Consider the following 26,579-nt stretch of genomic DNA (forward strand, 5'->3'; position numbering starts at 1 on the left):
CAGCTCACCACCACCACGCTGCGCAAACGTCGTCGGCGGCATGGACCCTGGAGCAGACTCTGGACGTCCCCCGCGACTCGATCAACGGGCAGCTGCGCGGCGTGCTCGACGAGGGCCCACCGGCCGGTGGGGGGCTGCGCGGTCGCCCGGGGTGGAAACTGCGCAGCATCGATCCGCCGCCGTCCCATTCAGGGACCTCGATGGAAAAGCAGATGCGCGCCGACCGGGAGAAAGCGCGCGATGATCCTGACGGCCGAAGGCAATCGGGAGGCCCTCGATCAAGCAGGGCCGAAGGTCCAGAAGCAGGGCGCAGATCCTCGCGGGCCGAGGGGCGCCAAGCAGGCCCGCGATCCTGGGCCGCCGAGGCCCGACCGTCCAGTCCCGCATGCTGCGCGCGCAAGGTGAAACGCGCTGCGCAGTACCTGCAGGCCCAGGGCCAGGCGAAAAGCGATCGAGAAAGACGTTCGCCGCCATCAAGGCGGGGCCCGGCCCACCCCCCGAGCTGCTGGCCTACCAGTACCTGCAGGACGCTTGCCGCTGATGGCCAAGGGGCGAGGCCAACAAGGTGTGGGGTCCGTGCCCAGCGACCTTCGGTTTCGGCGCTGCAGGGTTTCACCAAGCTGCTCGGCGCCCCCCGGCGACGACGGCGTGTTTCCGCTACCAGCCGTCCGCCGGTGGAGGATGGCCTGGACAAGCCGGAGGGACGACCTCGGCCGAGGTGGGCCGAGTGGTTCAACACCCAGACCGATCCGGAGATCGCGCAGGCGGTGGGCCCCAGGGCGGTCGCCGAGGCGCGCACCACCGGTCGCCGGCTCGCTCGGATCGGGGCCGCAGTATCCGCCGCTGTCGCAAACAGGCGCCGCCCCCGGCGACCGGACTTACACCCAGCCGGCAGCGCCGCGGCACGGCGCTGGCGAGCAGTGACCGTGGCGTCCCGTGCTGCATTCGCGGCGGGAACCTACGCGGCGCTGGCCCGCGATGCAGGCCGGTGACGCGGTGGGCCTGCATCGGCCCCTATCCCCACCGGTACGGGCGGGCCCCTCGACGCCGTGGGGCCCTGCCCGAGAACGTGCGGCCTGTGCTGCCCGTCGTCAAAAGCCGCATTCCGCGGTCGGGCTGCTGTCGGTGTACCGGTTTCCCGGCGCTGGCGCGGCTGACCCACCTTCATGTTGACGGTCTATTTCACGTTGGCCGCCGGCGGCCCACATCAGGGCGAAGGACTGGAGTCCGGGGCTGGTGGCGGGCGTCGTCCGCTGCTGGCTCTGTTCTCGGCGATGGACGGTGCAGGGGGCCCCCCGCAGCGCGCCGATGGGGACCGCACTTCGTAGATGAGGTCCGGCCCACCCCCGAGTGCGGCGGTGCACAGCGACACCACGAAACAGCAGCGGGCTGACGTTGCCGGTCAAGGGCGTCCGCCGAGGATGACCACCGCCCGCGGTGGCCGGGGCAGCAGGGCCCCACGATCGTGGCCAGCGTGTAGGGGCATCAGCCCGCCACCGCCGAGGCGCCCGCCCGCGTAGTTTCAGCCACCGAGAACGGGGACCGCGGGGGATCATCCGCATCGCCCATCACCGCGGACCCAGCCGCGCTCCCGCAGCCGGGCGTCCAGCGCGTCGACTTTCGGGTGGCTGACGAGCGCGCTTGAGCTGCCAGCCCCGCGGCGCGCACCCAGCAGCAACCGCGAGGGACCGCGCTCAGGCGTGCTCGCCCACGACGGGCCAGCGGAATGCCGAGGTAGGGCCCGAAACAGCAGGCCCGCTGCGAGCGTGAAACGCCGTACGGGGGAACGGAAACACGGTCACCACCATGTGGGCGGCCAGAAACGCCAGCGGGAACCAGGCGCCCAGCGACGTCGCCCAGTCGCGCAGCTGCACCGCGGTGGGAAGCGGTACCAGCACCACAACTGCGACGAGAATCACAGCGGTGCCGATCATGGCCAGCAGGCGGGTCCGAGGCATCGTGCGCAGGGTGGCGAACACGGTCGCCGGCACGGTGCGTAGCGCGCTGACGACGGTTTTCACGGGTTTCCACCCTACGGGTAGGGCCATGATCACCTCTCGGCACCGACGTGAGGAACATCATTTAGCCTGATGGCTGTGCAGACAACGGGCGATGTCGACCGATGGCGTTCTGCGGTAGCGGGTGTGCTGGCCAAGGCCAGCCGCCGCGATCCGGCCGAGCTGGGTGCTGAGCCGGAGCGGGCGCTCGACTCTGATACCTACGAGGGCTTCGCGATTCGCCCCCTCTACACCGAGGCCGATGAGCTGGCCGAAGCGGCGCTCCCGGGTCGCTGGCCCTTCGTCCGCGGCGGCGACGCGCTGCGTGACGTCAAGGCGGGCTGGAAGGTCACCGAGGCGTTCCCCGCCGAGATGTCGGGCGTCGAGCAGATTAACGGTGCGATCCTGCTCGGGCTGACCGAAGGCGTGAGCGCGTTGTCGCTACGCGTGGGCGGTCCGGACTCAGGCCGAAACGCGATCGATCCCGCCGACCTGGCGGGCGTCCTCTCCGGCGTCTACCTGGATCTGGTGCCTGTCGTCGTGGAGCTGGCCGACGGCGCCGGCGACGCGTACCGGGCGAGCGCCGAGGCTCTGCTCGGCATGCTGGCCGGCTTGGACAAGGATCAGCGGTCGCACCTGTCGGTGGATCTCGGCGGTGATCCGCTCATCGCACCACTGGCCGATCGCGCCGCGCCCACCATGGCCGACGTGACCGCCGTCGCCGCGGCTGCTGCCCGGGATTTCGACGGGCACGTGCGCGCGGTCACCGTCGACGCAACGGTGCTCCACGGTCTCGGCGCGAACGCATCCTGGGAGCTCGGCGCCGCGATCGGCGCGGGCGTGGCGTACCTGCGGGCGTTGCTCGACGCCGGCCTGCCGGTGGAGAGCGCGTTGGGCCAGATCGCTTTCCGTGTCGCCGCCGACGACGACCAGTTCATGACGATCGCCAAACTGCGTGCCCTGCGCCAACTCTGGGCCCGCGTGGCCGAGGTGGCCGGCGCGCCCGAGGCCGGTGCCGCGACGGTACATGCGGTCACGTCACTGCCGATGATGGCTCAGCGCGATCCCTGGGTGAACATGTTGCGCACCACGGTCGCGGCGTTCGGTGCCGGTGTCGGGGGAGCGGACACCGTCCTGGTGCATCCGTTCGACGTCGCGATCGACGGCGGATATCCGGGCACCGCACGGACGTTCGCGCGGCGCATCGCGCGTAACACCCAGTTGCTGCTGCTCGAGGAATCCCACCTCGGGCGCGTGTTGGACCCGGCTGGCGGCTCGTGGTTCGTCGAGGACCTGACCCGCAGCGTCGCCGAGACGGCGTGGCGCAACTTCCAGGAGATCGAAGCCGGCGGTGGTTTCGAGGCCGCGCGCGAGCTGGTGCGCGCCCGCATCGCCGACGTCGCCCGTGACCGCAGTGTCGACATCGCCCATCGCCGCACCGCGGTGACCGGCGTCAACGAGTTCCCCAATCTCGCTGAAGTGCCGTTGCCGCAGGGCAATCCGTTGCCCACCGTGCACCGGTACGCCGCGGACTTCGAAGCGCTGCGTGATCGCTCGGATGCGTACCTGGCCAGCACCGGGGCCCGGCCCGCCGCCGTGCTCCTGCCGCTGGGTCCGCTCGCCGAGCACAACATCCGCACCACGTTCGCCGCGAATCTGCTCGCCGCCGGCGGAATCGACGTGGTGAACCCCGGAACGGTCACCGCCGACGGGGTGGCCGCCGCGCTGACCACGGTGGGCTCGACCGACGTCGCGATCCTGTGCGGTACCGACGCCCGCTACAGCGAGGAGGTCGCGGCCGTCGTGGCAGCAGCCCGCGCGGCCGGGGTGCGTCACATCCTGCTGGCGGGGCCGGAGAAGGCGGTCGCCGACGCCGACCCGAAACCCGATGGCTTCGTGACCGCGAAGATCGATGCGGTGTCCGTTCTGTCGGATCTGCTGACCCGATTGGGGGCATGACGTGACCGCTACTGAAAAGCGCACAATCATCGGGAGTTTCGCCGACGTACCGCTGCACGCCGACGGCGATGTCGCGGCACCCACCCCCGAGCAGGTCACGGAGGCGACCGTCGCGGCTGCGCAAGCGCACGGCTACACCGCCGACCAGCTGGACTGGGCCACGCCCGAGGGCATCGACGTCAAACCCGTCTACATCGCCGCCGATCGCGACGACGTCGCCGCGGCGGGCTACCCGTTGGGCAGCCTGCCGGGCCTGCCGCCGTTCGTCCGGGGGCCCTACCCCACGATGTACGTCAACCAGCCCTGGACCATCCGGCAGTACGCCGGGTTCTCCACAGCCGCCGAATCAAACGCGTTCTACCGCCGCAACCTCGCCGCGGGCCAGAAGGGTCTGTCGGTGGCCTTCGACCTGGCCACCCATCGCGGCTACGACTCCGACCACCCGCGGGTGGCCGGTGACGTCGGGATGGCCGGCGTGGCCATCGATTCCATCCTGGACATGCGCCAGCTCTTCGACGGCATCGACCTGGGGTCGGTGTCGGTGTCCATGACGATGAACGGTGCGGTACTTCCGATCCTCGCCCTCTACGTGGTGGCCGCCGAGGAGCAGGGGGTGCCGCCGGAGAAGCTCGCCGGGACCATCCAGAACGACATCCTCAAAGAGTTCATGGTCCGCAACACCTACATCTACCCGCCGAAGCCCTCGATGCGGATCATCTCCGACATCTTCGGCTACACCAGCGTGAAAATGCCCAAGTTCAACAGCATTTCGATCTCGGGTTACCACATCCAGGAAGCCGGGGCCACAGCCGATCTCGAGCTGGCCTACACGCTGGCCGACGGTGTGGAGTACCTCAAGGCCGGCCTCGACGCCGGCCTCGACATCGACAAGTTCGCGCCGCGGCTGTCCTTCTTCTGGGGCATCGGGATGAACTTCTTCATGGAGGTCGCCAAGCTGCGCGCCGGGCGGCTGCTGTGGAGCGAGCTGGTCGCGCAATTCGATGCCCAGAACTCGAAATCCCTTTCCCTGCGCACGCATTCGCAGACCTCCGGCTGGTCGCTGACCGCCCAGGATCCGTTCAACAACGTCGCCCGCACGTGCGTCGAGGCGATGGCGGCCACGCAGGGACACACCCAGTCGCTGCACACCAACGCCCTCGACGAGGCGCTCGCGCTGCCCACCGATTTCTCGGCGCGCATCGCGCGTAACACCCAGCTGCTGCTGGCCCAGGAGTCGGGCACCACCCGCCCGATCGACCCCTGGGGCGGCTCCTATTACGTGGAGTGGCTGACCCACCAGCTCGCCGAGAAGGCGCGTGGGCACATTCGTGAGGTCGCCGAGCACGGCGGTATGGCGCAGGCGATCGACGAGGGCATCCCGAAGCTGCGCATCGAGGAGGCCGCCGCGCGCACCCAGGCGCGTATCGACTCCGGCCAGCAGACGGTGATCGGCGTCAACCGGTACCAGGTCGACGAGGATCACGAGATCGAGGTCCTCAAGGTCGAGAACAGCAGGGTGCGCGCCGAGCAGATAGCCAAGCTCGAGTCGCTGCGAGCCGAGCGGGACAACGCCGCCACTCAGGCAGCCCTCGACGAATTGTCGCGTGCCGCAGCGGCTTCCGGTCGTGCCGGCGATGACGGCCTGGGCAACAACCTGTTGGCCCTGGCCATCGACGCCGCCCGCGCTAAGGCGACCGTCGGTGAGATCTCCGATGCGTTGGAGAAGGTGTACGGCAGGCACCAGGCCGAGATCCGGACGATCGCCGGCGTGTACCGGGACGAGGTGGGCATGGCCAGCAATGTCAGCAGTGCCACCGAGCTGGTGGCCAAGTTCGCCGAGGCGGACGGCCGCAGGCCCCGCATCCTGGTCGCCAAGATGGGTCAGGACGGACACGACCGCGGGCAGAAGGTGATCGCGACGGCGTTCGCCGACATCGGCTTCGACGTCGACGTCGGTTCGCTGTTCTCCACACCGGACGAGGTGGCCCGCCAAGCCGCCGACAACGACGTGCACGTGGTCGGGGTGTCGTCGCTGGCGGCGGGACACCTCACACTGGTGCCCGCGCTGCGCGACGCACTGGCCGAGGTCGGTCGGCCCGACATCATGATCGTGGTCGGCGGGGTCATCCCGCCGGGCGACTTCGACGAGCTCTACCACGCCGGTGCCACGGCGATCTTCCCGCCGGGCACCGTGATCGCCGACGCCGCGATCGGTCTGCTGAACAAGCTCGGCGAGCGCCTGGGCTACACGCTGAGCTAGATGAGCTCACCCGCCGAACTCGCTGCAGCACTGCGCGGCGGTGACCGCTCCGCGCTCGCGCGGGCGATCACGCTGGTCGAGTCGACCCGCGCCGACCATCGGGAACGCGCGCAGGAGCTGCTGCTGGAGCTCGTGCCCGACGCCGGCAGCGCGTTGCACGTCGGCATCACCGGCGTTCCCGGGGTTGGCAAGTCGACGACCATCGAAGCGCTGGGCATGTACCTGATCGAGCAGGGCCACCGGGTCGCGGTGCTGGCCGTCGACCCGTCGTCGACACGCACCGGTGGTTCGATTCTCGGCGACAAGACCCGCATGGCGCGGTTGGCGGTGCATCCGGATGCCTACATCCGTCCGTCGCCGACCTCGGGGACGCTCGGTGGGGTCGCCAAGGCAACCCGGGAGACCATCGTGCTGCTGGAGGCGGCCGGGTACGACGTGATCCTGGTGGAGACCGTCGGAGTCGGGCAGTCCGAGGTGACCGTGGCCAACATGGTGGACACGTTCGTCTTCCTGACGCTGGCGCGGACCGGGGATTCGCTGCAGGGCATCAAGAAGGGGGTTCTGGAGCTAGCCGACGTCGTCGTGGTGAACAAGGCGGACGGCGAGCACGCGGTCGAGGCAAAGGCCGCCGCACGTGAGCTCGCCGGCGCGATCCGGTTGCTCTATCCCCGCGAAACCCTGTGGCGCCCGCCCGTGCTCACCATGAGCGCGCTGGAGGGCACCGGTCTCCAGGAGATGTGGGCAACAGTGCTGCGGCACCGAGATGTGTTGACCGAGGCAGGGGAGTTCGAGGCGCGGCGGCGCACTCAACAGGTGGAATGGACGTGGTCGATGGTGCGCGACGCGGTCCTCGACCGGGTGTTGTCGCACCCCGAGGTCCGCGCCACCCGCGCAGAGGTCGAGCGCGCGGTGCGCGACGGGGAACTCACCCCGACACTCGCAGCGCAGCGGATCCTGGACGCCGCCGAGCGACCGGCAAACCGTTAGATTAACGAATCGGTAACTCCGCGCCGCTTTGCCACGCCGAGGAGTATGTTCGTTGCATTGTGACGGGCGTCAATTTAGGCGAGCGCGACGGCGCGCTTCCCCACGGGGTGCAGGGAGCTGCAGACCCCGCTTTCTCGTGGGCGGTCAGGGCGTTCAAGCAGATGTTCCCGCATCGCCGGTTCGGCGGCGGCGCTCTGGCGGTCTACCTGAACGGTGAGCCCGTCGTGGACGTCTGGACCGGCTACTCGGACCGCCGCGGGCGGCGGCACTGGACCGCCGACACGGCGCCCATGGTGTTCTCGGCGACCAAGGGGGTGGCCGCCACGGTCATCCACCGGCTCGCCGATCGCGGCCTCATCGATTACGACGCACCGGTTTCGGAGTACTGGCGGGAGTTCGGCGCCAACGGCAAGTCGACGATCACGGTGCGCGATGCCATGCGTCACCGGGCAGGTCTGTCGCAACTCAATGGGGCCGCCGGCACTGACCTGATGGATCACTTCGCCATGGAGGAGCGGCTCGCCGCAGCCCCGGCGAGCTGGCTGATGGGCCGACCGGCCTACCACGCGTTCACCTTCGGCTGGCTGCTGTCCGGGCTTGCCCGGTCGGTCACCGGCACCGGCATGCGGGAGCTGATTCGCAGCGAGGTGGCGGCACCGCTGAACACCGACGGGCTGCACCTGGGACGCCCCCCGGTGCACGCCCCGACGCAACCGGCCCGCATCATCGGCCCGCAGAGCAAACTGCAGAATCCGTTGTTCAACCGCGTCGCGCCGTATGTGGCGGCCCTGCCGATCTCGGCGGGCTTCGGCGCGATGTACTTCCCGGGCGTCAAGGCATTCGTGCAGGGCGACACCCCGCTGTTGGACGGGGAGATCCCCGCTGCCAACGGCGTGGCCACGGCTCGCGCGCTGGCGCGCATGTACGGCGCGATCGCCAACGAGGGGCGCATCGACGGCACGCAGTTCCTGTCCCGCGAGACTGCGGCAGCGCTCGTGGGCAGGCGCAGTCTGCGCCCCGATCACAGCCTGGTCATGCCGCTGTCGTTCCATCTCGGGTATCACGGCCTCCCGCTGTTCGGCATCCTGCCGGGGTTCGGGCACGTCGGTCTGGGCGGCTCGCTGGGGTGGGCGGATCCGGAACGCGGGCTGGCCTTCGGCTTCGTCCACAACCGGTTGCTGACTCCGTTCGTGGTCAGCGACCAGGCCGGCTTCGTCACGACGGCGGCGCTGATCCGGCGGGGTGCCGCGGTGGCCCGCAGCAGGGGATACCGACCGATTCCTGACTTCGGGGCGCCGTTCTCCGACGTCACCGCCACGGCAGTCTGACCCGATCCACAGGGGTGGCGACGCGGGTCAGTGCTGTTTGCTGAACACTGCAATCGCGGTCCGCACCGTCGCCGGGCGCCGGTGCGGAAGCGACCATTCCCCGTCCGATGCCCGGGTCATGGTGTCGCCGTTTTCGCTCAGCGGATAGGCGGCAGGCCGGTTCCCATGTCATTTTTGACGTAACTGCCACGGGTTTGCCGATCCCATCGCGCCAACATTCGACCCGTCGTCTGCGCGCGATGGGAGGCGCGACATTTTCATTAGACTCGGGAATCGACGCGGGTTCTGCGGCCAGCCGCCATCGTCGACCCGCGGACAGCTTCAGTGCGGTGCGGCTATGGAGGTGAGGCTATGACAAGCCGGCCTCACGGTGTCGTCACCTCGGCCGCCGGCCTGATCCCGTTCGGTCACCTCGGCTGGGGGTTCCGCGACCGACACGACTTCCACCGCCGCGCCGGCGAGTACCTCACCGACGGGTTGCGTCAGGGGCAGTTCGCGGTGTTCGTGGGCGACAGGAGCCCCCGATCGCTGACCGCGGAACTGGCCACGGTTCGGAAGGCGATGAGTGCCGATGTCGCCGATTCGTCGGTGACCGTCATCTCGGTCGAACAGTTCTACAGCTACGTTCCCGGCACCGACGTCGTCGACCCGGAGACGTCGGTGGCCGAGCGGGTCGCTGCTACTGAACGGGCCGTCGCCGACGGTTACACCGGTTTTCGTGCGGTGGTGGACGCCACCGCCGTCGCGCGCACCGACGCCCAGCGTGAGGCGTTCGCGCGCTTCGAGATTCTCGTCGACCAGCAGATGGCGCGATTCCCCGTCTCGGCGCTGTGCGCCTACGACCTGGCTGAACTGGACGGGGCGGCAGACCTTGTCTGCCTGCACCCGTTCGTCAATCCGTTCGTCAGTCACGATGGCGGCGCATACCGCGTTTTCGCGGCACCGGACGCCGACGTCGCGGTCGCTGGTGAGGTGGATGCCGAGCATGCCACCGCAGTCGTGGACGCGGTGAACGCGGCGTTGCCGCAGGCGAGCCGTGATTCGGTGACCGTGGACGCCGGCGGCGCCGACCACCTCGCCGCCGAGTGCGTGCTACGCCTGGACCGGGCGGCCCGGCGTGACGGCAGGTCGATCACCCTGCTGGTCCGGACGTCGGCGGTCGAAGCGTTTGATGAGCGCCTGTCCCATGTGCGCATCGAGTCACCGGCTGCCCCGGCTGCCGATGCCGCGGTGATCGCCGATCTGCAGGCGAAGATCAGTCATCTGCACAACCGGTTGGCCAGCCAGCCGGCCATCGAACAGTGCAAGGGCATGCTGATGTCGGCGTTCGGGCTCACCGCCGACGATGCGTTCGAGCTGATGAAATCGTTGTCGCAGAACAGCAATCTCAAGTTGCGCGAGGTCGCTCGCGCGATCGTCGACGAGTGGCGCGCTGACGGACCTCGGCCGGATTACGACACGGCGGCAGAGTTCCTGCTGCGTGCTCGCGACGCCGTCAGGTCCCGGCGCGAGTGAACCATTTCGTGCGCAGCCGCCACGAATGCGCCGACGTCAGCGCGAAGCCGGCGCCACACGCACACGCGAACACCCACACCAGCGTGGTGCCCTGCACGGTCTGCAGGGTGGGGATCAGCGCTGTCACGACCCGCACCACGCAGGCGATGATCCCCATCCCGGACGCGAACAGGTAGATGTTGGCGACGTGTCGGGAGCGCGGATCGGTGCGCAGGATCAGCAGCGCCCGCGAACCGTAGATGAGCAGGTAGATCAGCATTCCGCACAGCAGCAGCCAGTAGAGGTTCAGCCACAGGTCGGTGGGCACGTCGAAGAAGTCGGGCCGGTAGATCGCCGCGCCGTTGCCCATCCAGAACGCGGCCAGCAGCAGCGGTATGCACAGCGTCGCCGGCCGCTCGACGAACTGCTTGAAACGCAGGTGCATGGCGTGGTCGGATTCGAGCCGCCCAAGAGTGTTGTAGACGACTGCCGATGCCGCCACGATGTAGGCGTCGTGGCCGATGTAGTCCTCGAGGTTCCACTTGCCGGTCAGTGAGTAGAGCCAGTGGCCCACGGTCTCGGAGGCCCACGGCGACATCAGCACCACGGCGACGCCCTGCAGGGCGATGTTGAGTGTCGCGGCCACCTCCCAGCGGGAGGACCAGGTGACACGCCGGATCCACAAGCTCCATGCGATACACAGCAGGGTGATCGCGATGAGAGTTGCAATGGCCATCGGGGACTGTCTTTACAGGGGTGGGGCGTCGAGGCGCGGCGTCAGCTCGGACAGCCGAGTCCTGCGCTGCGTGGATGCGGGTGCCACCGTCTGTTGGGTTACCGTCTGTCGGGTCGCCACTGCAGCGCGGGCCGACTCGACGTAGGTGAAGATCTCCTGCCGGGTCATGAGACCGAATTGGATCTGGAGATCCGGGTAGCTCAGGTCGAAGCGATCGGCGACGCGGCGCAGCTCTTCGGCGTTCGGGTAATCGGGCTCCTTGATGCGCCGGTAGTACGTGCTGCTGGACGTACCGAGAGCGTCGTAGATGTCTTTCGCGTCGATCTCCCCGTCCAGCAGGTAGTCGAGCAAGGCCTTCAGCTGTCTGCCGTTCTCGTCTGTCCTGGGCACCTGAACACTGTAAACCGAAGGTGGCCGCCGGGTCAGCCCTGTGAGCAAACAGATCAGAGTTTTCTTAATTGACACGGCCGTCACAGTTTTGGGAGCAGTCTCCCAATTCTGGGACATCCGCGCTACGGTTAGCTGCATGGTCGCTCCCTTCCTGCCTGACGAGGTCAAGCACCCCGTGCTCACTGCGGCGCCGATAGCGTTGGACGTCTTCGACCGCGCCCCGGTGCCCTCAGCGCCGACCCGGCTCTGCACCCACGCGGTCGCTCCGTCGAGCGAACTCGCTGCCGAGCTCGAGGGAGCAGCGGAGTGGCTCGGTGTGCGGGTCGAGGAGATCCTGCTCGCCGCCCTGGGGCGCACGTTCGGCCGCACCCGCGGCGACGGCGCCGTCGCGGTGGCCGTCAGCAGCGCGGCGGTGGCCCCTGTTCACCCGGTCACGCTGCTGTGCGCGGCCGGACTGCCGATGGGCCCGAGCGAGATGCTCCAGGGGGCGCACAACTCGCTACTACCCGGCGCCGGTCATCCGCATTCGCCCGCCGAGATCTCACTGACGCTGGACGAGGCAGCGGCCGACGCTGCCGCTCTGCAGGTTCGCGTCGGTCGTCTCGACGGCGCCCTGCAGGTCGAGTGGACCTACGACACGGCCCGGCTCGACGGCTATTCGGTCGACGAGATGGCTGAGCAGTTCGGTCACGCGTTGATCGAGATCACCTCCGACGCCGGCGCGCCTCTGTAACTGCCCCCGCTAGAATTGCGGTCATCGGTGTCGATCCGGCCATCACCGGGGAGCCTTCGGAAGAACGGCGCGGACAGCGCTCACTAGACCCGAACGGGCGGGCCCGTCACAGCCTGCGAACGAGCGGCGCACCTCCGGTGCGCAAGCGGGGTGGTACCGCGGCGCTCGCGCACCGCGCGACGTCGTCCCCGTGCCTTGTTGTGGCACAGGAGACAGACGGTGAGCGCGTACCCCAAGCCGGCGAGTGGATCGCCGGACTTCCCGAGCCTGGAACTCGGCGTCCTCGACTACTGGGATCGGGACGACACGTTTCGTGCCAGCATCGAGCGCCGCGACGGCGCACCGGAGTACGTGTTCTACGACGGGCCCCCGTTCGCCAACGGACTGCCGCACTACGGCCATCTGCTCACCGGCTACGTCAAGGACATCGTGCCGCGGTACCGGACGATGCGCGGATACAAGGTCGAGCGGCGGTTCGGTTGGGACACCCATGGGCTGCCCGCAGAACTCGAGGTGCAGCGCCAGCTCGGGATCAGCAGCAAGGCGCAGATCGAAGAGCTCGGCATCGAGAAGTTCAACGACGCATGCCGCGCCTCGGTGCTCAAGTACACCGGTGAATGGCGCAGCTACGTCACCCGCCAAGCCCGCTGGGTGGACTTCGACAACGACTACAAGACCCTCGATCTGGGCTTCATGGAGTCAGTGCTGTGGGCGTTCAAGCAGCTGTGGGACAAGGGGCTGGCCTATGAGGGCTACCGCGTGCTCCCATACTGCTGGAACGACGAGACGCCGCTGTCCAGCCACGAGCTGCGGATGGACGACGACGTCTACCAGAGCCGGCAGGACCCTGCGCTGACCGTGGGTTTCCGTATCACCGGCGGGCCCATCGACGACCTGTCAGGCGCTCACCTGTTGATCTGGACCACCACGCCGTGGACATTGCCGTCGAACCAGGCCGTCGCGGTGAATCCCGAGGTGACCTACGTCGTCGTCGAGCACGACGGGCAGCGCTACGTGATCGCCGAGGCTCGGCTGGGCGCCTACGCGCGCGAACTCGGTGAGGAGCCCGCGGTGCTCGCCACCTACCTGGGCCGCGACCTGCTGGGCGTCACCTACACCCCGCCGTTCCCGTATTTCATGGACTCGCCCAACGCATTTCGCGTGTTGCCCGCCGATTTCGTGAGCACCGAGGACGGCACCGGCCTGGTGCACATGGCCCCGGCCTACGGCGAGGACGACATGACCACCGCCTCGGCCGGCGGGATCGAGGCCGTCACCCCGGTCGACGCGCGAGGACGCTTCGACGCGACCGTGCCCGACTACCAGGGTCAGCACGTCTTCGAGGCGAACCCGCACATCATCCGCGATCTGAAGAACGGCACCGGCCCGGCCGCCGCCAACGGCGCGTTGCTGCTGCGCCACGACACCTACGAGCACTCCTACCCCCACTGCTGGCGCTGCCGGAATCCGCTGATCTACCGCGCGGTGTCCTCGTGGTTCATCAAGGTGACCGAGATCCGGGATCGGATGGTCGAGCTGAACCAGGAGATCACCTGGTATCCCGAGCACGTCAAGGACGGGCAGTTCGGCAAGTGGCTGTCCGGCGCCCGCGACTGGTCGATCTCCCGAAACCGCTACTGGGGCAGCCCCATCCCGGTGTGGAAGTCCGACGACCCGACCTACCCGCGCGTCGACGTCTACGGCAGCCTCGACGAGATCGAGCGCGACTTCGGGGTGCGCCCCGACAACCTGCACCGGCCCTACATCGACGAGCTGTCCCGCCCGAATCCCGATGACCCGACCGGCAATTCGACGATGCGGCGCATCGAGGACGTCTTCGACGTGTGGTTCGACTCGGGGTCGATGCCCTACGGGCAGGTGCACTATCCGTTCGAGAACCAGGACTGGTTCGAGTCGCATTTCCCCGGCGATTTCATCGTCGAGTACATCGGCCAGACCCGAGGCTGGTTCTACACGCTGCACGTGCTGGCCACGGCCCTGTTCGACCGGCCGGCGTTCCGCACGTGCGTCAGCCACGGCATCGTGCTCGGCAACGACGGTCAGAAGATGAGCAAGTCGCTGCGCAACTATCCCGACGTCACCGAGGTGTTCGACCGGGACGGCTCGGATGCGATGCGCTGGTTCCTGATGGCGTCGCCGATCCTGCGCGGCGGCAACCTGGTGGTCACCGAGCAGGGCATCCGAGAAGGCGTGCGGCAGGTGCTGCTCCCGCTGTGGAACGCGTATTCGTTCCTCGCGCTCTACGCGCCGCAGAAGGGCACGTGGCGCACCGACTCCACGAACGTGCTCGACCGCTACATCCTGGCCAAGCTCGCCGTGCTGCGCGACGAGCTGACGGCATCGCTGGACGTCTGCGATATCTCGGTGGCCTGCGACCAGCTTCGCCAGTTCACCGAGGCGTTGACCAATTGGTATGTGCGGCGCTCGCGTTCGCGATTCTGGGAGGAGGACCGCGACGCGATCGACACGCTGCACACCGTGCTGGAGGTGACGTGCCGGCTGGCCGCGCCGTTGCTGCCGCTGGCCACCGAGCGGATCTGGCGCGACCTCACCGGCGAGCGCTCGGTGCACCTGACCGACTGGCCGGAGGCGGACCCACTGCCTGCCGACCCGCAACTGGTCGCCGACATGGATCTCGTGCGTGAGGTCGCCTCCGTCGGGTCCTCGCTGCGCAAGGCAAAGAAGCTGCGGGTGCGCCTGCCGCTACCGAAACTGACTGTCGCCGTTGACGATCCGCAGCGGCTGACGGCCTATCGGGAACTGCTCGCCGACGAGCTGAACGTCAAGGCGGTGGAACTGACCGACGATATCGCCGCGCACGGCCGCTTCGAGCTGGCCGTCAATGCCCGGGCAGCGGGCCCCCGCATCGGCAAGGACGTGCAGGCGGCCATCAAGGCGGTCAAGGCGGGGGAGGGCGTGCTCAATGCCGACGGCACGCTGACCGCTGGGCCGGCGGTGCTGCTGCCCGAGGAGTTCACCTCGCGGCTGGTGGCGGCCGATCCGGAGTGGACCGCCGCGCTGCCCGACGGCGCGGGCCTGGTGGTGCTCGACGGAACGCTCACCCCGGAGCTGGAAGCCGAGGGCTGGGCCAAGGACCGGATTCGCGAGCTGCAGGAACTGCGCAAGACCTCAGGCCTCGACGTCTCCGACCGCATCAGGGTCGTGATGTCCGTGCCCGCCGACAACGAGCAGTGGGCGCGCGCGCACGCCGAGCTGATCGCCGGCGAGATCTTGGCGACGGAGTTCTCGTTCGGTGAGCCGGTGGACGCCGCCGAGATCGGTGACGGCGTGCGGGTCAGCCTCGAAAAGGTCTGACGGTCAGCCGACCCGCGCGCTCTGCCCCCCGAAAATGACCACGTCGCCGGCGCGCAGCTGTCGGCCGCGGCGCGTCTCGACCTCGTCGTTGACCGAGACCAGTCCGTCGGCGATCACGCCCTTGGCGTCGGCGCCGGTGTCGATCAGGTTCGCCAGCTTCAGGAACTGGCCCAGGCGGATCGTCTCGTCGCGGATCGGTACGTCGTGCACACGTCCCACGCTAGCCGCCTACAGTCAGCGGTGTGGGCGCGCGATGGGTCCTGCACCTGGACATGGACGCGTTCTTCGCGTCCGTTGAGCAGCTGACGCGACCCACGCTGCGCGGCAGACCTGTGCTCGTCGGCGGTCTCGGCGGGCGCGGGGTGGTGGCCGGCGCCAGCTACGAGGCGCGCCGGTTCGGGGCGCGGTCGGCGATGCCGATGCACCAGGCGCGCCGTCTCGTCGGCGCAGGAGCTGTGGTGCTGCCACCCCGCGGAGTGGTCTACGGGTTGGCCAGCCGTCGGGTGTTCGAGACAGTGCGTGCGAAAGTGCCTGTCCTGGAACAGCTGTCGTACGACGAAGCGTTCGGGGAGCCGGTCGAGCTCGCGGGCGCCGGCGCAGCCGACGTCGAGTCGTTCTGCCAGCGGCTGCGGGCCGACGTGCGCGCGGTGACGGGGTTGGTGGCCTCGGTGGGCGCCGGCTCGGGCAAGCAGATCGCCAAGATCGCGTCGGGCCTGGCCAAGCCCGACGGCGTGCGGGTGGTGGACCGCGACGAGGAGGTGTCGCTGCTGGCCGGTCTGCCGGTGCGCCGGCTGTGGGGGATAGGCCCGGTGGCCGAGGACAGGCTGCACCGACTGGGCATCGACACCATCGGGGCGCTGGCTGCGCTCACCGACGCGGAGGTGGCCGACGTCCTGGGTGCCACGGTCGGGCCTGCGCTGCACCGGCTGGCGCGCGGTGTCGACGATCGTCCGGTGGCCGAGAACGCCCCGGCCAAACAGATCAGTGCCGAGTCGACGTTCGCCGAGGACCTGATCACGCTGTCGCAGCTGCGCGAGGCCATCGGGCCGATCGGCGATCACGCCCACCGTCGGCTGGAGAAGGACGGCCGCGGCGCGCGCACCATCACCGTCAAGCTGAAGCGCTCGGACATGAGCACGCTCACGCGGTCGGCCACATTGCCGTATGCCACCACCGAAGCCGCGACGCTGATCGGCACCGCCCGCAAGCTGCTGCTCGACCCGGTGGAGATCGGCCCGGTTCGCCTTGTCGGCGTGGGCTTTTCGGGACTCACCGAGGTGCGGCAGGAGCCACTGTTCGCCGATCCGGAGTTGGCCATGGAGGAGACCTCCGACGGAGGCGTACCGGCCACCCTCTCCGATGTGGCGGCCGCCGCCCCGGCGTGGCGGATCGGCGACGACGTGACCCACACCGAGTTCGGGCACGGCTGGGTCCAGGGCGCAGGCCACGGCGTGATGACGGTGCGCTTCGAGACCCGCGCGCACGGCCCCGGCATCGCCCGCACCTTCCGCGGCGACGACCCGGCGCTGTCGCGGGCCAACCCCGTGGACAGCCTCGACTGGCCGGACGTCGTGGCCCGGCTCGGCGCCGAGTCAGCCCCAGCGGGCGAAGATCTCGGCGACCGGTGACCCGGCGGCCAGCGCCCCCATCAGCAGCACCCGGGCCTGCGGCGGCCGCAGTGTCGGCACCAGCACCGCGCCCGCGGCCACCAGGTCGCGGCCCGGCCCGTAGCCGGCGTTGACCCGGCCGCCGGGCACCCGCGTCGACACCGCCACTTCGACACCGTCCGCGCAGTGCCGTCGCACACCGTCGATCAGCGCGGTGCCCACGTTGCCCGCGCCCAGCGCCTCGATCACCACACCGCGCGCCCCGGCCGCCACAGACGCGTCGAGTGCGGCACTGTCCACGCCGGGGTAGGCGGCCACGATGTCCACCCGTGGCGCGTCGGCGGCGCGCAACGCCCCCAGGAACGGGCGCACGTCCGGCGTACGCCCCGCGAAACTCTGGTCGCTGTCGGTGCTCACCTTCGTCAGCCCGAGTGCGGCGAACACCTCACCAGCGAACGACACCACCACGCCGGCGCCTCGCATCGCAGGATCGGCCGCCACGGCCAGCGCCTGGCGCAGGTTGGCGGGGCCGTCGGCGTCGGGGGCGTCGGCGCTGCGCTGGGCGCCGGTCAGCACCACCGGCGCGTCGCCGGCATAGGTGAGCGCCAGCCACAGCGCGGTCTCCTCCAGGGAGTCGGTGCCGTGGGTGACGACGATGCCCTCGGCGGACCGCGACGCGTCGCGCACCGCGGCGCCGATGACGTCCCAGTCGGCAGGGACCAACTGGGAGCTGTCCTTGCGCATCGCCTCGACGACATCGACGGGCAGACCCGTCGTCAACTCTGCTCCGGAACGGGTGGGGCGTTTGACACCCTCGGCATCGGCACTGGTGGAGATGGTGCCGCCGGTGGCGATCACGACGAGGCGGGCCATGGCTGAATTCTTACCCATCGCCCTTTTGCGATGATGGACGGCGTGACTGACGAATCCTCCAGCCCGGCCGAACCGGCGACCGGCGACGCAGTGGAGCCGCCGGCGGCGGACGCACCCCCGCGCCGGCGGCTGCGCATGCTCCTGGGAGTGGCCGCGGTCGTCCTGGTGGCCGACATCGTCACCAAGATCCTCGCCGTCGAGCTGCTGACCCCCGGCCAGCCCGTGTCGATCATCGGCGACACCGTGACGTGGACGCTGGTCCGCAACTCGGGGGCGGCGTTCTCGATGGCCACCGGCTACACGTGGGTGCTGACGCTGGTGGCCACGGGTGTGGTGATCGGGATCATCTGGATGGGGCGTCGTCTCGTCTCGCCCTGGTGGGCGCTCGGGCTGGGCATGATCCTGGGCGGCGCGATGGGTAACCTGGTGGACCGGTTCTTCCGGTCGCCCGGGCCGCTGCGCGGCCATGTCGTCGACTTCCTGTCGGTCGGGTGGTGGCCGGTGTTCAACGTCGCCGATCCCTCGGTGGTGGGTGGGGCGATCCTCCTGGTGGTGCTCTCGTTGTTCGGGTTCGACTTCGACACGACCGGTCGGCGCCGCGCCGGCGCTGACGGGGATTCATGAGCACACGCTCGATGCCGGTGCCGGAAGGCCTCGCCGGGATGCGCGTCGACGCGGGCCTCGCGCGGCTGCTGGGGTTGTCCCGGACGGCGGCCGCCACGCTGGCCGAAGAGGGCGGGGTGGAACTCGACGGGGCGCCGGCGGGGAAGTCCGACAAGCTCGTCGCCGGCGCGTGGCTGGAGGTGCGGCTGCCGGAGGCGCCCGCGCCGGTCGAGAACGTGCCGCAGGACATTGAGGGCATGACGATCCTCTACTCCGATGACGACATCGTCGCCGTCGACAAGCCCCCGGGGGTGGCCGCGCATGCCACCGTCGGCTGGCATGGGCCCACGGTGCTCGGTGGATTGGCGGCTGCCGGGTTCCGGATCAGCACCTCGGGCATCCACGAACGCCAGGGCATTGTGCACCGGCTCGACGTCGGCACGTCGGGGGTGATGGTGGTCGCGCTGTCCGAGCGGGCGTACACGCTGCTCAAGCGCGCGTTCAAACAGCGCACCGTGGACAAGCGCTACCACGCGCTGGTGCAGGGCCACCCCGATCCGTCCAGCGGCACGATCGACGCCCCGATCGGGCGCCACCGCGGTCACGACTGGAAGTTCGCAGTCGTCGAGGGTGGCCGCAACAGCGTCACCCACTACGACACGCTGGAAGCCCACCAGGCCGCCAGCCTGCTCGACATCCATCTCGAAACCGGCCGCACGCATCAGATCCGGGTGCACTTCGCCGCCCTGCACCACCCCTGCTGCGGGGATCTGACCTATGGAGCCGACCCGACACTGGCCACCCGGCTGGGGCTGACCCGGCAGTGGCTGCACGCGCGTTCGCTGTCCTTCGCCCATCCCGCCGACGGTCGCCAGATCGAGATCACCAGCCCGTATCCGGCCGATCTCCAATCCGCACTGGATGTCCTGCGCGGTCCCGGCCGGTGAGGTCGGGCCTGCTCTTCGGCGTCGGCGCCTATGGCATGTGGGGCGTGTTCCCCGCGTTCTTCCCGCTGCTCAAGCCCGCCGGCGCGGTGGAGGTGCTCGCCCACCGCATCATCTGGAGCTTCCTGCTGATGGTGGTGGTGGTCGCCGCCGTGCGCCGGTTCGGTGATCTTCGGCAGATCACCGGCCGCGTGTGGCTGCTCCTGACCGCCGCGGCCGCGCTGATCTCGATGAACTGGCTGATCTACGTCTACGCGGTCAACAACGGGCACGTCGTCGACGCCGCCCTCGGCTACTTCATCAACCCGTTGGTCTCGATCGCCCTGGGCCTGATCATCTTTCGGGAACGGTTGAACCGCTGGCAGATCGGGGCGCTGGCGATCGCGGTGGTGGCGGTCGTGGTGCTGACGGTCGAGGTGGGGTCGCCACCGCTGATCGGGCTGGGGCTGGCGCTGTCCTTCGGCCTCTACGGCGCGGTGAAGAAGCTGGTGCCGACCGACCCGCGCGTCAGTGTCGGCGTGGAAGCCGGCCTGGCGACGCCGTTCGCGCTCGCCTACGTGGTGGTGCTGACGCTCGCCGGCCACGCGACCTTCGGCAACCAGGGTGCGTCACACGCGCTGCTGTTGATCCTGTCGGGGCTGCTGACCGCCCTTCCGCTGCTGTTGTTCGCCGCCGCCGCGCAACGACTGCCGATGGTGACATTGGGGCTGCTGTTCTATCTGACCCCCGCGATGCAGCTGTCCTGGGGCGTGCTCGTCGGCCACGAACCGATGCCGCCGGCCCGCTGGTTGGGCTTCGCGTTAATCTGGGTGGCGCTCGCGGTGTTCACGCTCGACGCGGTGCGGCGCTCCCGTTCCGACCGGCGCGCCGCGCAGCCGTCGGCACCATAGTTTTGCCGATTTGCTGATTGACCGCCTGGCAGCAATGCCCTAGCGTTTGCTCGTGGGTTGCGCGACGGGAACGAGGGGCCGCGGCCGCCCCGTGGGTGCGGACTCCGAGCGGACCAAACAGGTGATCCTTCGCGCCGCCCGCGACGTGATCGCCGAGTCCGGGTATCCCGCGGCGACGTTTCAGCAGATCGCGCTGCGTGCCGGAATCAGCAGACCGACGCTGCACTACTACTTCGAGGCACGCGACCAGATCTACGAGACGCTGGTGGCGGCGGTGAACACGCAGATCGCCGGCTTCATCGCCGAGGCGCGCCGGCACGTGGGACCGCGCAGTCAGCTCGTTGCGTTCACCCAGGCGGTCGAGCGCGTGTGCGACGAGGACCCGGGCGCGCTGCGCTTTCTGGTGACCGTGCAGGTAGAGCAGCGCCGGGGTGTGCACAGCAGTTCCACGGCGGGAGCGGTCATCGCAGCACTTCACGATTTCTACGCGTCGCTGGCCGATGCCGCCCCGGTCGACGACCGTCGCGGGCTGACGGAGTTGCTGGCCTCGGTGTTCTGGGGAGTCGCGTTCCACGCCGGTTTCGTGGCGTGTAGCGGTGAGGCGTCCATCGTTGCCAGGCAACTGCACACGGTCTTCGACGACGAATTGCTGACGTCGCAGAACAAGGCATCCTGACCAGCGCGCCGAAACCATCTCGAGACACGCACGGGGACACGCCAAGAGACACGCCGAACGGTGTCGGTGCGCGGTCATAGACTGGCCTGCCTATGAGCGGGTCATTCGTGCATCTCCACAATCACACCGAGTACTCGATGCTCGACGGCGCCGCGAAGGTCAAGCCGATGCTCGCCGAGGCCCAACGCCTCGAGATGCCCGCGATCGGCATGACCGACCACGGAAACATGTTCGGCGCCAGCGAGTTCTACAACGCGGCGACCGATGCCGGCATCAAGCCGATCATCGGCATCGAGGCCTACATCGCGCCCGCGTCCCGCTTCGACACCAAGCGCGTGCTGTGGGGCGACCCCAGCCAGAAGAGCGACGACGTCTCCGGCAGCGGCTCCTACACGCACATGACCATGGTCGCGGAGAACGCGACGGGTCTGCGCAATCTCTTCACCCTGTCGTCGCTGGCCTCGTTCGAGGGCCAGCTCGGCAAGTGGTCACGCATGGACGCCGAGATCATCGCCGAACACGCCGAAGGCATCATCGCCACGACGGGCTGCCCGTCGGGTGAGGTGCAGACGCGACTTCGCCTGGGCCACACCCAGGAGGCGATCGAGGCCGCCGCCAAGTGGCAGGAGATCTTCGGTAAGGAGAACTTCTTCCTCGAGCTGATGGACCACGGTCTCGACATCGAACGCCGGGTCCGCGAAGGCCTGCTGGAGGTCGGCAGGAAGCTCAACATCCGGCCGCTGGCGACCAACGACTGCCATTACGTCACCCGCGATGCCTCCCAGAACCACGAGGCGCTGCTCTGCATCCAGACCGGCAAGACCCTCTCGGATCCGACGCGGTTCAAGTTCGACGGCGATGGCTACTACCTGAAATCCGCGGCCGAGATGCGCGCGCTGTGGGACGACCAGGTGCCCGGCGCCTGCGATTCGACACTCTTGATCGCCGAGCGGGTGCAGCCCTACACCGAGGTGTGGGCGCCCAAGGATCGGATGCCGGTGTTCCCGGTGCCCGAGGGTCATGACCAGGGGTCCTGGCTCACCCACGAGGTGATGACGGGCCTGGCGGAGCGACGGTTCGCTGGCGCGCCGGTCCCGCAGGAGTACCTCGACCGTGCCGAGTACGAGATCAAGGTCATCTGTGACAAGGGCTTCCCGGCGTACTTCCTCATCGTCGCCGACCTGATCAACTACGCCCGCTCCGTGGGCATCCGGGTCGGCCCGGGCCGTGGTTCGGCCGCGGGTTCGCTGGTGGCCTACGCGATGGGCATCACGAACATCGACCCCATTCCGCACGGACTGCTGTTCGAACGGTTCCTCAACCCCGAACGCCCGTCGGCTCCCGATATCGACATCGACTTCGACGACCGTCGGCGCGGCGAGATGCTCCGCTACGCGGCGAACAAGTGGGGGAGCGACCGGGTCGCCCAGGTCATCACTTTCGGAACCATCAAAACCAAAGCGGCGCTAAAGGATTCGGCGCGTGTTCACTACGGGCAACCCGGTTTCGCGATCGCCGACCGGATCACCAAGGCGCTGCCGCCGCCCATCATGGCCAAGGACATCCCGGTCTCGGGCATCACCGATCCGACCCACGAGCGGTACAAAGAGGCCGCCGAGGTTCGCGCGCTCATCGACACCGACCCCGACGTGCGGACGATCTACGAGACCGCACGTGGGTTGGAGGGCCTGGTCCGCAACGCGGGCGTACACGCGTGCGCGGTGATCATGAGCTCCGAGCCTCTGATGGAGGCGATCCCGCTCTGGAAGCGCCCGCAGGACGGGGCGGTGATCACCGGCTGGGACTACCCGTCGTGTGAGGCCATCGGCCTGCTGAAGATGGACTTCCTGGGTCTGCGCAACCTCACGATCATCGGCGACTGCATCGAGAACATCAAAGCCAACCGCGGCGAGGACGTCGACCTCGAATCGCTCGCACTCGACGATCCGTTGGCCTACGAATTGCTGGGCCGCGGAGACACTCTCGGGGTGTTCCAGCTCGACGGCGGGCCGATGCGTGACCTGCTGCGCCGCATGCAGCCCACCGAGTTCAACGACATCGTGGCCGTGCTCGCGCTGTACCGGCCCGGCCCGATGGGCATGAACGCCCACAACGACTACGCCGACCGCAAGAACGGCCGCCAGGCGATCAAGCCGATCCACCCTGAGCTCGAGGAGCCGCTCAAGGAGATCCTGGCCGAGACCTACGGCCTGATCGTCTACCAAGAGCAGATCATGTTCATCGCGCAGAAGGTCGCCGGCTACTCGATGGGCAAGGCCGATGCGCTCCGCAAGGCCATGGGCAAGAAGAAGCTGGAGGTGCTCGAAGCCGAGTACAAGGGCTTCCTCGAGGGGATGACGGCCAACGGGTTCTCCGCCGCCGCGGTGAAGGCGTTGTGGGACACCATCCTTCCGTTCGCCGGGTACGCGTTCAACAAGTCGCACGCCGCCGGCTACGGGCTGGTGTCGTACTGGACGGCATACCTCAAGGCGAACTATCCCGCCGAGTACATGGCCGGCCTGCTCACCTCGGTCGGCGACGACAAGGACAAGGCCGCGGTCTACCTGGCTGACTGCCGCCGCCTGGGCATCACGGTGTTGCCGCCGGACGTCAACGAGTCGGTGCAGAACTTCGCGTCGGTGGGTGACGACATCCGCTTCGGGCTCGGCGCGGTGCGCAACGTGGGCGCCAACGTCGTTGCCTCACTGGTGAACACGCGTGCCGAGCGGGGCAAGTACGCCGACTTCTCGGACTACCTCAACAAGATCGACATCACGGCCTGCAACAAGAAGGTGACGGAGTCGCTGATCAAGGCCGGCGCCTTCGATTCACTGGGGCATCCGCGCAAGGGCCTGTTCCTCGTCCACACCGATGCGGTCGACTCGGTGCTCGGCACCAAGAAGGCCGAGGCGATGGGTCAGTTCGACCTGTTCGGGGGTGGTGACTCGGAGACGGAGTCGGTGTTCACGATCAAGGTGCCCGAGGAGGAGTGGGAGGACAAGCACAAGCTCGCGCTCGAACGCGAGATGCTGGGCCTCTACGTGTCCGGGCATCCGCTCAACGGGATCGCGCATCTGCTGGCGGCGCAGGTCGACACCCAGATCCCGGCGATCCTGGAAGGCGATATCGCCAACGACACCCAGGTCCGTGTCGGCGGCATCCTGGCCTCGGTCAACCGGCGGGTCAACAAGAACGGTCTGCCCTGGGCGTCGGCGCAGATCGAAGACCTCTCCGGCGGTATCGAGGTGCTGTTCTTCCCGCAGACGTACTCGATGTTCGGCGCCGAGATCGCCGACGACGTGGTGGTTCTGATCGGTGCCAAGGTGGCCAAGCGCGACGACCGGATCTCACTGATCGCCAACGAGCTGATCGTGCCGGACTTCTCCAGTGCGCAGGCCAATCGGCCGGTTGCGGTGAGCTTGCCGACGCGCCAATGCACCGTCGACAAGGTCAGCGCGCTCAAGCAGGTGCTCGCGCGTCATCCGGGGACCGCTCAGGTGCATTTGCGGCTGATCAGCGGCGAGCGAATCACCACACTGGAGCTCGACCAGTCCCTGCGGGTGACGCCGTCGTCGGCACTGATGGGAGACCTCAAGGAGCTGCTCGGGCCGGGATGTCTCGGGGGGTGAGTGCGGCCCGGCCGGACGGCGCCTAGTTCTTCGACGGGTGCAGCAGAGCTGCGCCGAGCCACACCACGGTGGCGGCGCCGGCGCCGCTGAGCACGGCGGCTGCGGCGGTAGTGGTCAGCACGGCCACGGCGGCGAAGACGATCACTCCGACCAGCAGCGCCACCACCTTGTAGGTGGGCCACGGCACGCCGGCGATCGAGACCGTGCCGGCGGGGCGGTTCACGGCGTTGCCGAATTCGATGTTGCCGAATTCCTGCGCGGTGGTCATGTAGACCACGATAACCCGTACGCGAGGTTTCGGCTAGCCGAAACTTTCGCATTTCCGCTGCGGGAGGGTCCGGTGGCACCATGGTCGCGTGTCCACCGAGCTGAGTCAGAGCCCCCGAATCGATCCCGCCTCGCCGTTGCGCGCCGCGGACATCGACGAGGCCGCTCGGCGAATTTCGGGTGTGGTGTCACAAACCCCGCTGCAATTCAGCGACCGGCTCTCGACCCTGACCGGCGCGCAGGTCTACCTGAAGCGCGAAGACCTGCAGGCCGTGCGCTCTTACAAGCTGCGTGGCGCCTACAACCTGCTGATGCAGCTGAGCCCGGAGGAGAAGGCCGCCGGCGTGGTGTGTTCGTCGGCGGGCAACCATGCGCAGGGCTTTGCGCTGGCCTGCCGCTCGATGGGTGTGCACGGCCGCGTGTACGTGCCGGCCAAGACCCCGAAGCAGAAGCGCAACCGCATCCGCTACCACGGTGGTGAGTTCATCGAGCTCATCGTCGGCGGCAAGACCTACGACATGGCCGCCCAGGCCGCCCTCGACGACGTCGCCCGCACCGGGGCCACGTTGGTGCCCCCATACGACGACCTGCGCACGATGGCGGGGCAGGGCACCATCGCCGTCGAGATGCTCGATCAGTTGGGCGCGGAACCCGACCTGGTGATCGTCCCGGTGGGTGGCGGCGGCTGCATCAGCGGCGTGACGACGTATCTGGCCGAGCGCACCGCGACGACGTCGGTGCTAGGCGTGGAGCCGGCCGGTGCCGCGGCGCTGGTCGCTGCCCTGGCCACCGGGGAGCCGGTGACGCTGACCGACGTCGACCAGTTCGTCGACGGCGCCGCGGTGGCCCGCGTCGGCGCGCTGCCGTTCGCCGCGCTCTCGGCCGCGGGGGACATGGTGTCGATCACGACGGTCGACGAGGGCGCGGTGTGCACCGCGATGCTGGACCTGTACCAGAACGAGGGCATCATCGCCGAGCCCGCCGGCGCGCTGTCGGTGGCGGCGCTAGTGGAGGCCGACATCGAGCCCGGCTCGACGGTGGTGTGTCTGATCTCGGGCGGCAACAACGATGTGTCCCGCTACGGGGAGGTGCTGGAGCGGTCGCTGGTGCATCTCGGCCTCAAGCACTATTTCCTCGTCGACTTCCCGCAGGAGCCGGGCGCGCTGCGTCGTTTCCTCGACGAGGTGCTGGGTCCGAACGACGACATCACGCTGTTCGAGTACGTCAAGCGCAACAACCGGGAGACCGGCGAGGCGCTGGTCGGCATCGAGATGGGCTCGGCGTCGGACCTGGACGGTCTGATCGACCGGATGACGACATCGGAATGCCACGTCGAGTTGCTCGAGCCGGGTTCGCCGACGTACCGCTATTTGACCTGACGGTCAGGCGGCAACCTCGATCAACGCTTCGTCGTTGGCGCGGAAGAACGGTTCGACGGGCACTTCGAAGTCGGCGGCGCACTCGGTGATCACCGATGCCCAGCGTCGGTCGATCCGCGACACGCTGCCAATGCCTGGGCGCGTGAGGCAGAAGGCCACAGTGGTGCCCGGTTCGAATCCAGCCAGCAGGTCGGACAGTGCCGCCATCAGTTCGGCCACGAATGCGGGATCCGGCGCGGACGCGATCTCGACATCGCTCATCACCTTCAGGAACCGGCGATCCGGCCCGACGAGCACGAACCGCAGCAACCGCTCAGCGAAGCCGAGCGGGCCCATCAGCGCCCGCCATCGTTGGCGCAGATCAGCGGCCGAGTGGATCGGGTCCGTCGCGGTCTCGATCGCCGGAATCGCAATGAGCTCGGTGTGTCTCATCCCGCCATCATCGATGCGAGGACGGCTGTCGGGGATTCGTTCATCCCCAGGGCCGGTGG

Annotated in this window: 22 protein-coding genes; 14 read left to right on the top strand and 8 right to left on the bottom strand. The window is 68.7% G+C overall.

Annotated features, from left to right (window positions below; all coding sequences use genetic code 11):
- Nucleotides 1–188, bottom strand: a 188-nt coding sequence (locus PGN37_RS27350; protein ID WP_442932953.1) for a hypothetical protein, incomplete at its 3' end; no start/stop codon positions are given.
- Between the two features lie 1,506 nt (nucleotides 189–1,694).
- Nucleotides 1,695–2,021 carry a hypothetical protein gene (locus PGN37_RS17515; RefSeq protein WP_335332279.1) on the bottom strand — a complete coding sequence of 109 codons (327 nt, stop codon included), beginning with the start codon at nucleotides 2,019–2,021 and terminating at the stop codon, nucleotides 1,695–1,697.
- 69 nt (nucleotides 2,022–2,090) lie between these two features.
- On the opposite strand from PGN37_RS17515, the gene mutA reads away from it, so the two are divergent.
- The 5 genes from mutA (at nucleotide 2,091) to PGN37_RS17540 (ending at nucleotide 10,046) form a co-directional block, all read left to right on the top strand.
- The gene (gene mutA / locus PGN37_RS17520; protein WP_335332280.1) at nucleotides 2,091–3,956 is read left to right on the top strand and encodes a methylmalonyl-CoA mutase small subunit; all 1,866 of its coding nucleotides are present in this window, start codon (nucleotides 2,091–2,093) and stop codon (nucleotides 3,954–3,956) included.
- Nucleotide 3,957: 1 nt separating this feature from the next.
- Complete coding sequence (gene scpA / locus PGN37_RS17525) at nucleotides 3,958–6,216, top strand: methylmalonyl-CoA mutase (protein ID WP_335332281.1); 2,259 nt, start codon at nucleotides 3,958–3,960, stop codon at nucleotides 6,214–6,216.
- Nucleotides 6,217–7,203, top strand: coding sequence for a methylmalonyl Co-A mutase-associated GTPase MeaB (gene meaB, locus PGN37_RS17530; protein WP_335332282.1), 987 nt, complete (start codon nucleotides 6,217–6,219; stop codon nucleotides 7,201–7,203).
- Between the two features lie 59 nt (nucleotides 7,204–7,262).
- On the top strand, nucleotides 7,263–8,531 hold the full coding sequence (locus PGN37_RS17535; RefSeq protein WP_335332283.1) for a serine hydrolase domain-containing protein: 1,269 nt from the start codon (nucleotides 7,263–7,265) through the stop codon (nucleotides 8,529–8,531).
- A gap of 351 nt (nucleotides 8,532–8,882) precedes the next feature.
- Nucleotides 8,883–10,046: an MEDS domain-containing protein gene (locus PGN37_RS17540; protein WP_335332284.1), complete on the top strand. Its 1,164-nt coding sequence runs from the start codon at nucleotides 8,883–8,885 to the stop codon at nucleotides 10,044–10,046.
- Here the strand turns inward: PGN37_RS17540 and PGN37_RS17545 are convergent.
- Together PGN37_RS17545 and PGN37_RS17550 are read right to left on the bottom strand one after the other, a co-directional pair.
- Nucleotides 10,027–10,761, bottom strand: a complete 735-nt coding sequence (locus tag PGN37_RS17545) for a hypothetical protein (protein ID WP_335332285.1) — start codon at nucleotides 10,759–10,761, stop codon at nucleotides 10,027–10,029. The two genes, PGN37_RS17540 and PGN37_RS17545, sit on opposite strands and share 20 nt — an antisense overlap.
- A 12-nt stretch (nucleotides 10,762–10,773) precedes the next feature.
- The gene (locus PGN37_RS17550; RefSeq protein ID WP_335332286.1) at nucleotides 10,774–11,151 is read right to left on the bottom strand and encodes an XRE family transcriptional regulator; all 378 of its coding nucleotides are present in this window, start codon (nucleotides 11,149–11,151) and stop codon (nucleotides 10,774–10,776) included.
- A 136-nt stretch (nucleotides 11,152–11,287) separates the two neighbouring features.
- Here PGN37_RS17550 and PGN37_RS17555 point away from each other — a divergent pair, with 136 nt between their 5' ends.
- Both PGN37_RS17555 and ileS read left to right on the top strand, forming a co-directional pair.
- Entirely contained in the window at nucleotides 11,288–11,884 is a 597-nt protein-coding gene (locus PGN37_RS17555; protein ID WP_335332287.1) for a hypothetical protein, read from the top strand.
- Nucleotides 11,885–12,082: 198 nt separating this feature from the next.
- Entirely contained in the window at nucleotides 12,083–15,220 is a 3,138-nt protein-coding gene (ileS, locus tag PGN37_RS17560; protein ID WP_335332288.1) for an isoleucine--tRNA ligase, read from the top strand.
- A gap of 3 nt (nucleotides 15,221–15,223) precedes the next feature.
- Here the strand turns inward: ileS and PGN37_RS17565 are convergent, their stop codons facing one another.
- Nucleotides 15,224–15,430: an RNA-binding S4 domain-containing protein gene (locus tag PGN37_RS17565; RefSeq protein ID WP_442932954.1), complete on the bottom strand. Its 207-nt coding sequence runs from the start codon at nucleotides 15,428–15,430 to the stop codon at nucleotides 15,224–15,226.
- Nucleotides 15,431–15,462: 32 nt separating this feature from the next.
- Between PGN37_RS17565 and PGN37_RS17570 the strand changes: the two genes are divergently transcribed.
- Nucleotides 15,463–16,848: a DNA polymerase IV gene (locus tag PGN37_RS17570; RefSeq protein WP_335332290.1), complete on the top strand. Its 1,386-nt coding sequence runs from the start codon at nucleotides 15,463–15,465 to the stop codon at nucleotides 16,846–16,848.
- Here PGN37_RS17570 and PGN37_RS17575 read toward each other — a convergent pair.
- Entirely contained in the window at nucleotides 16,813–17,700 is an 888-nt protein-coding gene (locus PGN37_RS17575) for an asparaginase (RefSeq protein ID WP_335332291.1), read from the bottom strand. The two genes, PGN37_RS17570 and PGN37_RS17575, sit on opposite strands and share 36 nt — an antisense overlap.
- A gap of 42 nt (nucleotides 17,701–17,742) precedes the next feature.
- Between PGN37_RS17575 and lspA the strand changes: the two genes are divergently transcribed.
- From lspA to dnaE, 5 genes are all read left to right on the top strand, one after another.
- On the top strand, nucleotides 17,743–18,324 hold the full coding sequence (gene lspA, locus PGN37_RS17580; RefSeq protein ID WP_442932955.1) for a signal peptidase II: 582 nt from the start codon (nucleotides 17,743–17,745) through the stop codon (nucleotides 18,322–18,324).
- A complete protein-coding gene (locus PGN37_RS17585) occupies nucleotides 18,321–19,250 on the top strand; it encodes an RluA family pseudouridine synthase (protein ID WP_335332293.1) in 930 nt (309 codons plus the stop codon). Before lspA ends, PGN37_RS17585 begins: the two co-directional genes overlap by 4 nt.
- Nucleotides 19,247–20,137, top strand: coding sequence for an EamA family transporter RarD (gene rarD / locus PGN37_RS17590; RefSeq protein WP_335332294.1), 891 nt, complete (start codon nucleotides 19,247–19,249; stop codon nucleotides 20,135–20,137). Before PGN37_RS17585 ends, rarD begins: the two co-directional genes overlap by 4 nt.
- A gap of 91 nt (nucleotides 20,138–20,228) precedes the next feature.
- Complete coding sequence (locus PGN37_RS17595; protein ID WP_335332295.1) at nucleotides 20,229–20,813, top strand: TetR/AcrR family transcriptional regulator; 585 nt, start codon at nucleotides 20,229–20,231, stop codon at nucleotides 20,811–20,813.
- 92 nt (nucleotides 20,814–20,905) lie between these two features.
- Nucleotides 20,906–24,442 carry a DNA polymerase III subunit alpha gene (dnaE, locus tag PGN37_RS17600; protein ID WP_335332296.1) on the top strand — a complete coding sequence of 1,179 codons (3,537 nt, stop codon included), beginning with the start codon at nucleotides 20,906–20,908 and terminating at the stop codon, nucleotides 24,440–24,442.
- A gap of 22 nt (nucleotides 24,443–24,464) precedes the next feature.
- Here dnaE and PGN37_RS17605 read toward each other — a convergent pair whose 3' ends face one another.
- Nucleotides 24,465–24,710 carry a hypothetical protein gene (locus PGN37_RS17605; protein WP_335332297.1) on the bottom strand — a complete coding sequence of 82 codons (246 nt, stop codon included), beginning with the start codon at nucleotides 24,708–24,710 and terminating at the stop codon, nucleotides 24,465–24,467.
- A gap of 88 nt (nucleotides 24,711–24,798) precedes the next feature.
- Between PGN37_RS17605 and ilvA the strand changes: the two genes are divergently transcribed.
- A complete protein-coding gene (gene ilvA / locus PGN37_RS17610; protein WP_335332298.1) occupies nucleotides 24,799–26,088 on the top strand; it encodes a threonine ammonia-lyase IlvA in 1,290 nt (429 codons plus the stop codon).
- Nucleotides 26,089–26,091: 3 nt separating this feature from the next.
- Here ilvA and PGN37_RS17615 read toward each other — a convergent pair whose 3' ends face one another.
- Entirely contained in the window at nucleotides 26,092–26,520 is a 429-nt protein-coding gene (locus PGN37_RS17615; protein WP_335332299.1) for a hypothetical protein, read from the bottom strand.
- Nucleotides 26,521–26,579 lie beyond the last annotated feature (59 nt).

The sequence above is a fragment of the Mycobacterium kyogaense genome (assembly GCF_036946525.1).
Taxonomy (GTDB): Bacteria; Actinomycetota; Actinomycetes; order Mycobacteriales; family Mycobacteriaceae; genus Mycobacterium; species Mycobacterium kyogaense_A.